The following is a 12,434-nucleotide window of genomic DNA, read 5'->3' on the forward strand; positions in this document are numbered from 1 at the left end:
TTGCAATAATATATTAACATACGGGTGTAATTATGGTTGAAAGATTGGATTTTACGGCAGAGGAACTAAAAAAAACGCTTGATATATATAAAAATATTAAGGTAGTTATTGGTTCTTCTCTTATTGATGGTGATGAAGAAAAAGTACGTAAACATTTGATAAACTCTATTGAATGCAATCAGGTGGGGCGTGATGCTTTTGGGCTTAATCCGATACTTTTTAGTTTTCAGGCAGCTCAGATTGTTGTTGATGAGATTGGATTGAAGCGTGATGCCGTGCTTGCAGTCTTGTTGCATCCGAGTGTATCCGGTGGATTTGTTTCTATAGAAGAAGTCAATTGGGAATTTGGTGAGGCTGTGTCACGTATTCTTCATGGTTTGCAGCGAATTTCAGATTTGTACTCCAAAAATCCGGTTATCGAGAGTGAGAATTTCCGTAATCTTCTTCTGTCGTTTGCCGAAGATATGCAGGTTATTCTTATTATGATAGCGTCTCGTGTCAATCTTATGCGTCAGATAAGGGATTGTCAGAACATGGAAAGCAAATCAAGGGTATCGGAAGAAGCGGCTTATTTATATGCTCCGTTGGCCCATAAACTTGGGTTGTATAAGTTGAAGAGTGAGCTTGAAGATTTGTCATTGAAGTATCTTGAACATGATGCTTATTATATGATAAAAGATAAATTGAGTGCCACGAAAGCTGCGCGTGATAAATATATAGAGAGCTTTATTGGTCCGATTGAAGAGAAACTGGCTCTTGCCGGATTAAGATTTCACATGAAAGGCCGTACCAAGAGTATCCATTCTATCTGGCAGAAGATGAAGAAACAGAAGTGCGGTTTCGAGGGGATATATGACCTTTTCGCCATTCGTATTATTATAGATACCGATGTTGAGAAAGAGAAAATGCAGTGCTGGCAGGCCTATTCGATAGTTACTGATATGTATCAGCCCAATCCGAAACGTTTGCGTGACTGGCTTTCCGTTCCGAAATCAAATGGATATGAGAGTCTGCATATAACGGTGCTCGGTCCGGAACAGAAATGGGTGGAGGTGCAGATACGTACCGAACGTATGGATGAGGTTGCCGAGCGCGGTGTGGCAGCCCATTGGAGATACAAAGGTATAAAGGGTGAGACAGGCTTGGACGAGTGGCTGACAAATATCCGTAATATACTTGAGACGAGCGATGGCTTGCAGGTGATGGATCAGTTTAAGATGGATCTTTATGAGGATGAGGTGTTTGTCTTTACACCGAGAGGAGATCTGTTTAAATTTCCTAAAGGTTCTACCGTGCTTGATTTCGCATATCATATCCATTCGAAAATTGGAAATAGCTGTACCGGCGCTCGAATAAACAATAAGGTAGTATCACTGCGTGAGAGGTTGCAGAGTGGAGATCAGGTGGAGATAATGACATCAACTACTCAGAAGCCGAAGCAGGACTGGCTTAATATCGTAAAGACATCAAGGGCAAAGTCAAAAATACGTCTTGCGTTAAAGGAGACACAAGTTAAGGAAGGGTTGTTTGCCAAGGAGATGATAGAGCGCAAATTTAAGAATCGTAAGATTGAGATAGAAGAGTCTTTGATGGCCCGTCTTATTAAGAAACTCGGGTTTAAGGAAGTAAGTGATTTCTACAAGCAGATATCCGACGGTTCTCTTGATGTCAATACCATAATAGATAAATATCTTGAAATACAGGCTCGTGATACGGGTCTGGTATCTGACGGTCCGTCAAGAAGTGCCGAGGAGTTTAATTTTCAGAATGAGACTGAACAGAAAAACAAGATAAACGATGATGTTCTCGTAATCGATAGAAACCTGAAAGGACTTGATTATCAGCTTTCCAGGTGTTGCCAGCCAATATACGGAGACGACGTCTTTGGCTTTGTCACTGTCAGTGGCGGTATCAAGATACATCGTTGCGATTGTCCTAACGCCGCAGAGCTACGCAAGCGTTTTGGCTACCGTATCGTAAAGGCGAGGTGGAGTGGCAAGGGTGCGTCTCAGTATTCAATAACCTTGCGTGTCATAGGAAATGATGATATAGGCATCGTGAACAATCTTACAAGTATAATCAGTAAGGACGAGAAACTGACATTGCGCAGCATCAGCATAGACAGTAACGACGGTCTGTTTAGGGGCAATCTGGTTATAATGATTGATGATACGTCTAAGTTGGAGGCTCTTATTAGAAAACTGCGTACCGTGAAAGGTGTGAAACTTGTTGAGCGAATATAGTTTTTATATGTCGGCTATGCTAAAGTAGGCGGCTTTCTCTTTATGGTGTATGGCGCTCTTGTCCCTATGCCTGAAATATTAATTGAATTAAGAATGAAAAGAACAGTGAAATTTTATGTTTCTTTGCCATGCTGTTCTGTTTTGCAAGTATGGATGCGGAAAAGGGGGCAGTGCGAAAACCCTGTGAGTATGTTATGTTAATACTCATCTTTGCGTTCAAATTAAAATTATTTGCCCAATGCCTTCCAATCGCAACCTACATAAGTTATTACGAGTCATCTTCCCCGAAGTTTTAATGGAGTATTTCGAGATCTCCGGTTGGTATGACGACTCTGTCAAAATCGAAGTCTGGCTTGATGAAAAACACCACATGGAACGTTCAGATTACAAGAGTGGAACCGTGATCTCACATGGTTTTACCGATGAGAAAGTGATTCAGGACTTTCCTCTGCGTGGTAAACCTGTTTATCTCCACGTAAGACGTCGTCGCCGGTATGACAAAGCTACCGGGGAAACTTTTTCCTATACCTACGATGATCTTACGGCCGAAGGAACGAAACCCACTCCCGAGTCCGTCGCTTTTTTTAAAGAAGAAGATTGAAACTACCGCTGCCGGCATAACCTCCATAGCAGCTGCTTGTGGGGTAAACGGTAAACAGTTAACTTCACAGTACAAGGCCTTTATCAGCCAATACAGAGAATGGGACCGGTTAGATCATGCCTCAGAATATGTCCTGTTCAAACAAAACATAGGTCCCAGCCTTTGTATTGACGAGACTTCTTTGAGCTGTGGAGAATTATATACCGTTGTCACTAACCGTGCGGGACGTGGTGGCAGAGGTACACACTTGTGGCCATGATACGTGGCACGAAGTCTGAAGAAGTCATAAAGGTGCTTGAAATGATTCATGTCTCCAAGCGTAAGAGAGTCAAAGAGGTCACTTTGGATCTTTCACCGGCCATGATGCGGATTGTCCGGACTGCTTTTCCCAACGCCACTATGACCAATGACCGTTTTCATGTACAGAAACTCTTTTATGAGGCAATTGATGAACTTAGGATTACTTATCGCTGGATGGCACGGGATTTGGAGAACGATGAAATTCAGCGGTGCAGAGAGCAATATATAGAGTATGTTCCGTTTCGATATGCCAATGGTGATACCCGTAAGCAGCTGCTGGCAAGGGCTAAATATGTACTTGTCAAGCATTATAGTAAATGGACTGAATCCCAAATAATACGTGCGGAAATCATATTCGCATATTATCCGGAACTGAAATCAGTTTACGGCTTGGCTATAGAGTTGACCGATATATATAATAAGCACTATGACAAGGATGTGGCACGTGGAAAGCTTGCCTTGTGGTATAATAAAATAGAAAAGCTTGGATACGGATGTTTCAGAACCGTAACAAATACCATGCAGAACTATTATGAAACAATATTAAACTATTTCGTTAATAGGGAAACCAATGCGTTTGCAGAATCATTCAATGCAAAAATTAAAGCGTTCAGAGCACAGTTTAGGGGAGTTGGAGATATACCATTCTTTATTTTTAGATTATGCAAACTAACAGGGTAAATTTAACATACCAACAGTTTTTTGGACTGACCCAATATTCTGCCGTTTTTTGCGTTCCTTCGGGAAACAAAAAATCCCGATTTCGTTTGGAAATCAGGATTTTACTGTCTTTTGCTTCTCTTCTAAGTGGTGCCACCAGGAATCGTAATCCTTCTTCAAGTGGCTGAATATCATTATTTTCTAAAAGCTACTCAATTGTAATCTCCTCCGATTGCTCCACCAATGACTTGCGTTGTTTTGCGCAAGGTTGCGTGAAGGTTTCCAAAGGCAAAGGTAGTGAATTAGTTTGAACTTTTACCATTGTTATCTTTCAATTTCTTGATTTCCTTATCAAAATCGCTTTCAAGTAGTTCCATTTCACGCTTGCGATAGATAGCAAACTCCTTTTCTGCCTTCTCAATCGCTTGTTTATGCGAAATGTTTCCCTTGCCAATCAAAACCTTTCGCTTGTGTGCTATAATTTGGTTGTCCAGTGCTTCTATCCAATCTTTCATTGTCATAGGATTCATTTCCAATGCTTGGAACTCGGCAAAGTCCAGGAAACCGGAAACAAGCAGATTCAGACGTTGAAGTTCAATCTCAGACAAATAGTTCTTGGCAATCTTTACATCATCCTTAGTCACATAGTTTCCCTTGAAGTTTGTCATACCCACAAACGGCTTCTCATTGTCCACACGATTGTAAATAACCTCAGCTGCCGTATTCTCGTGAACTGCATAATGCAACTTGTTCTGAACGGTGGCAAAAAAGGTCTTTGTCATCTCGTCACGTGGGTCATAATCCATGGCCGTAGCATAAATATCGGTGATTTGCTGATAGAAGTTGCGCTCGCTACTGCGAATATCCCTAATGCGTTGTAATAACTCTCGAAAATAACGGTTGCCACCTTGTTTCAATCGTTCGTCATCCATAGCAAATCCCTTTTGAATATATTCGTGAAGCCGTTGTGTTGCCCAACGGCGGAAACGGGTTGCTACCTGAGACTGCACACGATAACCCAAGGCGATGATCATATCAAGATTATAGTGGTCAATGTTACGTTTTACCTGACGATTTCCCTCCTGGCGAACTAACAAGAATTTCTTGTTGGTTGCTTCTGTGGTCAACTCTCCATCTTTATATATATTGTCCACATGCTGGCTGATATTTTGTTGTGTAGTACAATAAATTTCTGCCAACTGATTTTGTGTCAGCCACAAATCTTCATCAGCAAAACGAACAGATACACGAGTTATTTCGTTGTCATCCTGATAAAGTATTATTTTGTTTTGTTCGTTCATTGCCTATTTTTCTTCTTTAAAAAACAACTGATAGTAATGCATTTTTCGCTTCTCATCATAGCCTCTTTTTATATATTGCTCTCCGCCATGAATGTTTATATCAAAGTTCTTATCAAGCTTAATTGTTGTCATTGTACCTGTAGCTCTACGTTTGATTGCATTAGATGCAGTAGCAAAAGAATCGTCAATTTCAATATCTCTCTCTTTCTGATAACTTTCTTTATACTGTTTGAACTCAGAAACTAATTCTGGAGTTTCAAAAACCTGTTCCGCAAAAGTTTCTACATTAACAGATTCCTCTTTCAAAGCTTCCACACTTCTGTTCATATATGTTGCTTTTTCGACTTTACCATTATCACTTGGTAATTGAGAAACGAAACTCTTGCATAGAGACAGCATGTTTTGTGTTTGATTGAAGCTATCTTTTCTTGACCGAATATGCAGAAAATCTTCTGTCCAATACTTGGCTTCTGAACCTTTGTTCACGTTATCTACGATAGCAACTACATAACCTTTTTCTTTTTCTACATTGAAAATCAAACAGCCTTTATCTAGTCTGTTGATATTGATACCTTTTTCACTTTCAATTTCAAAACTATCTCCTTTAGGATATATTTTTAAGAATGTATCTTTGTTTTCTGACTTAAAAAGCCCAATTGCATTTACTCTTTTTTCATCAATAATGCAATCTTCAAAATATACAATATAAAACTCTCCACCTTTTATTTTAGGGTGTACACTTTGTTCATATAAATGTTTTGCTAAATCTATTGTATCTGAAATACAAATAGAACCTTTCTTGAATATTCTATCGGCAATGGAATAGACTTCATTATATTTAAGATCAATTTGGTGAGATAGTACATAAAGTTCCACGAAATTAAACTTTGACAAAAAATATCTTGAAAGGATTTCCTTAGTTAAATCATCAGTGTCAACAAGATTCTTTGATAAAACTAAGGGTTCGTCAATATATTTATTCCCGACCTTATGTAAAGCTATTGCTTGAATTTCTGCATTATTGAATTGTATCATTTTTATCTTGAATTAAAATATAGAATATTATGAGAAAATAGATAACCTCAATTAGAAACCAACAGAATCCTCCAAAGAAAATAGACACCATAATTATAGGAATCTTGTCATGGCTTGAAAGTAAGCTATTCCAATCAAGATAGCCTAAAATATATGAGTAGATGGTTAAAAAAAGAGAGATAAAAACTACTTTTCTATTGTAGAAAATAAATCTTTTATATGGAATTTTTCTTTTTCGAATTTCGGTAATAATATCGCTATCACTTTGAATAATTAACCCAAATAAAGTCAGTAAGAATCCAAAAGCACATGTGCCAATTGTTGTAAATTGTTTTATAAATTCCTTACAGTCAGAATAGTTCACAATCTCATGTTTAAAAAATAGATAACTAACCCAAACTCCTAAAAGAAGTGGAACATATTTCTCAATGACTCTCATTGCCTTCTCTGTTGAAAATATAATTAAGCTCAGGTAAGTGCTTTAAATATAGTTTTTCTATTTCTTCTTTCCGCTCTGTTTCTTGAAGATTAGAATGCAATGTTTGGGTCGTTAATTTGATATATACAGTAAAGACATCACTTACGAGATTTATTGGCTGTAATGTTTGAGGTTCGTTTGGGTCTGCAAAATAGCCTTTTACTTGTAACTTTTTTACATTTTTCCGTTGCTCTCCAGCAAGTAGGAATCCAAATGACTTTGCTAATTCCAAAATCACTTTAGATGATAATCCTAGCTTGTTTAATCGTTTTCCAAAAGTTGCAAATTTCAAAACAAATACATCGGAATTATTTTTCATTCCTTTTGAAATATAACTCTTTGCCATGGAAAATAGACTAGATGTACTATCCTTATAATCTTGTAAAATTTCTGTCGGGTTGGTTAATTCTACATAGAACTCCTTATAATATCTCATTCTTATCAAACGTTGGTATTCTCCTTTTCGAGAAACTGGAAGAAATGACAATTCAATTTTGTCATCATAATGATTATTCCAATAAGTTTGGATATTTTCAGCTAACTTATCAAGATAACATCCGTTCATATTTAATTCATAGAAAAAGACGTTAATTCTACTGTCGTAAAGGAATATATTTCCAAAAGATAATTTCTCTTTATTGACATCAAGGTTCAATTGAGAGAATTCACCTGTTTGATTATTTCGTTTTGGAGGTAGATCTTTATTTTGTCCAGTCATGACTATACCAACATTACAATTGGGGTGCGTAGTAGGCATTAATCTAATTTCATGATCTTTGAATTCATTTTGAAATCTTTTTCCATTTATATCACTAAGTATTTGCTCAAATGTTATTTCACAACCCAAACATTTAATTTTAGGAGATATAACCTCTACTCGTTTGTTTTTCTTTGTTGCCATAGTCCTTTATTTTATAATTATTTTCCTCCCTTAACTCTATTACAATTTTTACAAAGCATTTGGCAATTCTCTGCTACTGTCGTACCACCTTCTTTCCAAGGGGTTATGTGGTCTGCCTCCATTTCTTCAAGTTCAAAATGTTTGCCACAGTGTACGCAGATACCATTTTGCCGCTCGTATGCCTCACGCTTTTGTTTTTTGTCAAAAGTGCGGAAACTGAGGTCGCGCAGGTCACCACTCAATACATAACGGTAGATGCCGGATTTTTTCATAATCTCATCGTCCTCCATCAAGTCGTGGATTTGCTTTTCAAGTACATCTGTATCATAAACGCCTTCACCAAACTCATCGAACATCGTGCCCCAATCCAAGCCTTTCATCTCACGGCGATATTTCGGAAAGGTGGAGCGTATCCATGTGATGATAGACACGAAATAAGCCCACAACTTGTTGGCATTCGGGTCAAACTGATGTTGCGCCATATAATCATCTATCTTAGCAATACTATCATGGCGTGCCGCCCATTTAAGGATGGTTGAAAGATATGCCTGTTCAATGGCAGTGCCGTTCAAAAAGTCTGCACCGAGTTTGTATGCAGGACAACCGGTTTTTGAAAAGTAACGGCGGGCATCTGTCACAAACGGGCCTGTATAAACAGCGTTAAGAAGTTCCTGGTCAAGTAATTTCTCTCCGGCGATGTTGATAACTCTAAACCAATCCAGTTTTTCTTTATCCGTCCCCTCACAGAAATATACCGTAAGTTCATAGTTTAAGAACTTCTCTTTTTCCTCATTTGTCAGTGTTGAGAAATAGAGAGTGCCACGGTCTTTATCCTCTATGTTGAAACCGTGGGTAAGAAACTCGCATATAGACAATGTGCGTTGTTGCCCATCAATCATTTCGTAGTTCCCATTTTCACCTACGCTCCAATACATGATATTGAGTGGATATCCCTTTAAAATGGTATCAATGACAGCTTGCTGTTGTTTTAAATCATATCGGAACTCACGTTGATATGGTGGACGAATATCCAACTTTCCACCATACCCTCTAACACCAGTATCGGCATCATTACTATAACCTTCAATAAGGTCGACTATCTTTATGGATTTCGGATCTATATTCATGACTGTTATTTTTTAATTTTACGAATGATAATACGAGCATAAGGTAGGATTACAATTCCATCTTTCAATATGTATGGTGAGTTCATGTTAGCTGTAACATGAGCTTTGTTTCCTTGTAATCTCAATTTGTCAATTGTACCTTGTCCCATTATTTTGAATCCCACAGATCTTATCCAGTCTGTATCGCATGTATTACCGATTATCTCGAATTGATCGGGGTTGTATTTATCCATGAAAGTAATAGGTACTCCCATCTTTCCATCATAATCACATGGAATTTCTGCTGTTTTGGAAATATCTATAGCATCATAATTCTCATATTTAGGGTATTCCTCGGGAGAATACTTTTTATAAAGAATGATATTCTCATGTCTTTTAGGCGTTTCTAAATTTGTGAACCATGTTACTCCAGAAACACGTATCATACCTTCACGGTGGTCACCAGCCGTAGCTTTATCCTCGTAATGGGAGATAAAATGACCTGCCCCTCCTTTAAAACCATAGCCAAGCCAAAGTTTATTTTGCTGGATAAGAGGGAATATTTCTTTGTACTTGATAGCATTTTGATGTCCGATAATCAAGAACTTCTTATCATATTCAATGAGTTGTGCAACATATTCTCTAAATAAAGAAAATGGAGGATTAGTGACAACTATATCCGCTTCTTTTAGAAGTTCTATACACTCTTTACTTCTAAAATCGCCATCCCCCTTTAATGGCATTACACCTATCTCATCTGCATTCGGTATATGGTCTCCGTTTTTGTCTCCTTCATAAACCAAATATACAGCTTGCTCACTTTTGTTCTGACTGAACAAGTCCATATCTTGATTTTTGTAACAAGTGGTAATCAACTTTTTCAATCCAAGAAATTCAAAGTTGTAAGCAAAATAGGTGAAGAAATTGCTGACACGTGGGTCATCACAATTACACAATACTGTTTTACCACGGAAATGTTCACGGTAATGCTTCAGTTCGTTGTTTATATCTTCAAGTTGCGTATAAAACTCGTCCTTTTTCGCTTCTTTAGCCTTATTCAGATTCTTATTCGCCATATCGTTCTTCGTTGTTATTTGGATTAATCAGTTTTCGTACATCTATTTTCAGTACATTCGCAATCTTGACAAGCATTTCTAATGATGGTTGTGAAGTATTGGAACACCAACGAGAAATAGTAGCTTCATTCTTTTGGAGTTGTTCTGCTAACCATTTCCCTGTTCTATTTTGTTCAACCAATACTACTTTTATTCTATTTATTCTTTCTGTTTCCACGCTTGTTTTATTTTAAAGAATAGCAATAAATTGACCATATCTGCAAATGTAGTGATAATTTCGGAAAAACAAATATGAATTTGAGATAAATGTTCAAGCGACCTGATTTCAAATCCAATATCATAGAGAATGATAAAGAGGATAAAAAGATAACAGAGGAGGGCAAATACCCCCTAAGCATCCCCTAAGTACCCCTCAAGTAGAATTGCTCATTCAAAAAATGGAAGATTCTTACATGACAATGAGGAATATGGCGGATGTATGCGATATTAAAGACTTAAACCAGCATTGCAAGAAGGATTGATTGAACGGCTTTATCCAAATCAACCGAAGCACCCCAAACAACAATACCGACTAACAGAAGTGGCTAAGGAATGGCTGACGAATAAAGTCAAATAGAATTATTATAGTCGTAACGTAATATAACCGCATCGGAATGGCAACCTCATTCCGATGCGAAATTTTATAGTCTGTATTTCTTGGGCCTATGTCTATCGGATTTTAAATACATTTACTGAATGTCTCTCTTTTAAGCTAAAACTTCCAGTATATGCTGTTGATTCTTTTCATCAATACCGAATAACTTGTAAAATTGAGCATTCATTTCACTATTAATAAATTTCAGCAACCATAGCCGGTAATTCACTGAATTTGTATGATTTTGATTATCAGAATTTGGTTAATTCTCAAAATAATATTATCTTCGCATTGAGCTATTTGAAATGATTGGGAATCATGCAAAATGATGAAGGCAGGTGGTTTCTAAACCATTACCCATACTTCTATTATTGGTTTGCAATTTGTTGATAATCAAGCATACATTAGTTAGTGCAACAAATGTGAATGAGGCAAACAGGAACAGGTCACGGGTGAGGGCAAGCGAGGGCCTGCGGCGCACGGATATTTCCACGTCACGTACTTTCACAAACTCCTCCCGTGTGAGTGCCTTCAGTGCGCTGATTTCCTGTTTCGGCAGCTTGAAGTTGCAGAAGAAATAGCGTTCGGAATGTCCCTCCTTGTAGGCGATGCGGCATACCTTCTTCAAAAGGGCAAGGTAATGGCGCACGGATTGCAGGGATTGTTTCTTCTCATCGAGCACATAGTCCTGAAAATCCCAGATGAACCGCTCGTAAAGTTGCCCGAAGGCGACATCCTCCGTCTTGAATCTCTCACGGATGAACCCTGCGAGAATCTGCCGTGTGTAGTAATACTTGGAGTATGTCCCCTCGGCACGGTCGATGCCTATACGCGATTTCAAGTCCTCGTTGATACGGTCAAACTGTTTCAACAGGGTCATCTGCTTATCCATGCTCCCCTGAAACATGTCCTTGACTGCCGTAGCGTCAAACTCCTGCTTGCGCTCCAACAGAGAATCAAATGCGGAATTGATGGCAAGCAGCAGTTTCTCAATCTTGGCGTTGGTTTCAACCGCCTCTTTGCTCTTTCCGTTCAGACGGCTTTCACGGGGATTCCATAATTCGGGAGTGCAGGACAGCTTACATCCGAACTGTGTCATTGTGTGGTTTACCGTGATGCGTCCCATGATGGGAGCCTTTCCCGATTTGTCCAGTCCGCTCTTTTTGAGGTAGAGCAACACCTTGAATTTTTCTACTTTCATACGCTTATATTTTTTAGTGCAAAATTACTTGCCGTATAAGCGTTCCTTGATATGCAAAACATTGTGTATGAGCGCAAACAAAACGGTGAGGATTTCTTTTCATTGCCTGCCGTTACCTATTCCTGTTTCGGTAACTGCCCGGCTAACGGTTTGGTAACTGAACAACCTCAATATTCCGTTGTCGTTTGCATTTTCTCTACTTGGCAGAATAGTGAAATACCGCTCATTTCAAACGGTTTACGTTTTATCTTTACCTGTTCGCTTTCCCTTGCAGAACCTATCACTTTCCACCTTGCCCGCCACACGTTCGAGAAGCGGTATAAGGAAGTGCCCAGCGGATTCCGGCAGTGGGATCAACTGTGGCATGCCGACAAATGGCTGCTGTTTCCGGAGAATATCGGTCCGAAGCTGGCAATCGACGAGTCCTCACTCTCCAACGGCGAACTGTACACGTTTGTGACCAACCGTGACGCCCGCACACGTGAACGCTCCCTGGTTGCCATCGTGGCAGGCACAAAGTCAGAAGATATCATCGCTGTGCTGGAACGCATTGATGATGAGCGTCGTCATGCAGTGAAGGAGGTCACACTCGACCTGTCTGATTCCATGCGCAAGATCGTCCGGTCGGTTTTTCCAAAAGCGAGCCGTGTCATTGACAGGTTCCACATCCAAAAGCTTGCCTGCGACGCCGTACAGGAATTGCGGGTCAAGCACCGTTGGGAAGCTATACAGCAGGCAAACGACGAGATGGAAGAGGCCAAGCTGAACGGTGAGGACTATGTGCCGTTCCGGTTTCCCAATGGCGATACCCGCAAAGAACTGCTCATACGCTCACGGTATCTCCTGTTCAAATCAGCCGAGAAATGGACCGGCAGGCAGAAACAGCGTGCCGCCATTC

11 protein-coding genes and 2 pseudogenes are annotated in these 12,434 nt (G+C 39.2%); 5 read left to right on the forward strand and 8 right to left on the reverse strand.

The genetic code is table 11. The features are described from left to right. Positions 1–32: 32 nt before the first annotated feature. The 3 genes and pseudogenes from HPS53_RS05430 to HPS53_RS05440 all read left to right on the forward strand — a co-directional run bounded on the left by HPS53_RS05430 (position 33) and on the right by HPS53_RS05440 (position 3,825). Positions 33–2,243, forward strand: a complete 2,211-nt coding sequence (locus HPS53_RS05430) for a bifunctional (p)ppGpp synthetase/guanosine-3',5'-bis(diphosphate) 3'-pyrophosphohydrolase (RefSeq protein WP_104369120.1) — start codon at positions 33–35, stop codon at positions 2,241–2,243. 238 nt (positions 2,244–2,481) lie between these two features. Continuing rightward, positions 2,482–2,844, forward strand: a complete 363-nt coding sequence (locus HPS53_RS05435) for a transposase family protein (RefSeq protein ID WP_253942821.1) — start codon at positions 2,482–2,484, stop codon at positions 2,842–2,844. A gap of 133 nt (positions 2,845–2,977) precedes the next feature. Continuing rightward, positions 2,978–3,825: pseudogene (locus HPS53_RS05440) on the forward strand (transposase). A gap of 281 nt (positions 3,826–4,106) precedes the next feature. Here HPS53_RS05440 and HPS53_RS05445 read toward each other — a convergent pair. Genes HPS53_RS05445 through HPS53_RS05475 form a run of 7 tightly spaced genes read right to left on the reverse strand, consistent with a single transcriptional unit; the run spans position 4,107 to position 9,918 of the window. Then, positions 4,107–5,105, reverse strand: coding sequence for a virulence RhuM family protein (locus HPS53_RS05445; RefSeq protein WP_172204885.1), 999 nt, complete (start codon positions 5,103–5,105; stop codon positions 4,107–4,109). Between the two features lie 3 nt (positions 5,106–5,108). Further along, positions 5,109–6,140 (reverse strand): nucleoid-associated protein, encoded by a 1,032-nt coding sequence (locus HPS53_RS05450; RefSeq protein WP_172204887.1) that lies wholly within the window; start codon positions 6,138–6,140, stop codon positions 5,109–5,111. Then, positions 6,124–6,579, reverse strand: a complete 456-nt coding sequence (locus HPS53_RS05455) for a hypothetical protein (protein WP_172204889.1) — start codon at positions 6,577–6,579, stop codon at positions 6,124–6,126. The genes HPS53_RS05450 and HPS53_RS05455 overlap by 17 nt, the downstream gene beginning before the upstream one ends. Next, on the reverse strand, positions 6,566–7,519 hold the full coding sequence (locus tag HPS53_RS05460; RefSeq protein WP_172204891.1) for a hypothetical protein: 954 nt from the start codon (positions 7,517–7,519) through the stop codon (positions 6,566–6,568). Before HPS53_RS05460 ends, HPS53_RS05455 begins: the two co-directional genes overlap by 14 nt. A gap of 17 nt (positions 7,520–7,536) precedes the next feature. Next, complete coding sequence (locus HPS53_RS05465) at positions 7,537–8,646, reverse strand: DUF262 domain-containing protein (protein ID WP_172204893.1); 1,110 nt, start codon at positions 8,644–8,646, stop codon at positions 7,537–7,539. Between the two features lie 5 nt (positions 8,647–8,651). Then, positions 8,652–9,701 carry an adenine-specific methyltransferase EcoRI family protein gene (locus HPS53_RS05470; protein WP_172204895.1) on the reverse strand — a complete coding sequence of 350 codons (1,050 nt, stop codon included), beginning with the start codon at positions 9,699–9,701 and terminating at the stop codon, positions 8,652–8,654. Continuing rightward, entirely contained in the window at positions 9,691–9,918 is a 228-nt protein-coding gene (locus HPS53_RS05475) for a helix-turn-helix transcriptional regulator (RefSeq protein WP_172204897.1), read from the reverse strand. The genes HPS53_RS05470 and HPS53_RS05475 overlap by 11 nt, the downstream gene beginning before the upstream one ends. 288 nt (positions 9,919–10,206) lie before the next feature. Between HPS53_RS05475 and HPS53_RS12760 the strand changes: the two genes are divergently transcribed. Further along, a complete protein-coding gene (locus HPS53_RS12760; RefSeq protein WP_371741783.1) occupies positions 10,207–10,317 on the forward strand; it encodes a Fic family protein in 111 nt (36 codons plus the stop codon). A 409-nt stretch (positions 10,318–10,726) separates the two neighbouring features. On the opposite strand, the pseudogene HPS53_RS05480 reads toward HPS53_RS12760, so the two are convergent. Beyond that, positions 10,727–11,536, reverse strand: a pseudogene (locus HPS53_RS05480) (phage integrase SAM-like domain-containing protein); the annotation flags it as partial. Between the two features lie 51 nt (positions 11,537–11,587). On the opposite strand from HPS53_RS05480, the gene HPS53_RS05485 reads away from it, so the two are divergent. Then, positions 11,588–12,434: transposase (locus tag HPS53_RS05485; RefSeq protein WP_253942822.1), on the forward strand; the 847-nt coding region annotated here is incomplete at its 3' end.

The organism is Prevotella sp. PTAC, assembly GCF_013166535.1.
Taxonomy (GTDB): Bacteria; Bacteroidota; Bacteroidia; order Bacteroidales; family Bacteroidaceae; genus Prevotella.

Coding starts and splice junctions, on each gene's coding strand:
- HPS53_RS05430 (WP_104369120.1), top strand. CDS start 33: ATGGTTGAAAGATTGGATTTTACGGCAGAGGAACTAAAAAAAACGCTT.
- HPS53_RS05435 (WP_253942821.1), top strand. CDS start 2,482: ATGCCTTCCAATCGCAACCTACATAAGTTATTACGAGTCATCTTCCCC.
- HPS53_RS05445 (WP_172204885.1), bottom strand. CDS start 5,105: ATGAACGAACAAAACAAAATAATACTTTATCAGGATGACAACGAAATA.
- HPS53_RS05450 (WP_172204887.1), bottom strand. CDS start 6,140: ATGATACAATTCAATAATGCAGAAATTCAAGCAATAGCTTTACATAAG.
- HPS53_RS05455 (WP_172204889.1), bottom strand. CDS start 6,579: ATGAGAGTCATTGAGAAATATGTTCCACTTCTTTTAGGAGTTTGGGTT.
- HPS53_RS05460 (WP_172204891.1), bottom strand. CDS start 7,519: ATGGCAACAAAGAAAAACAAACGAGTAGAGGTTATATCTCCTAAAATT.
- HPS53_RS05465 (WP_172204893.1), bottom strand. CDS start 8,646: ATGAATATAGATCCGAAATCCATAAAGATAGTCGACCTTATTGAAGGT.
- HPS53_RS05470 (WP_172204895.1), bottom strand. CDS start 9,701: ATGGCGAATAAGAATCTGAATAAGGCTAAAGAAGCGAAAAAGGACGAG.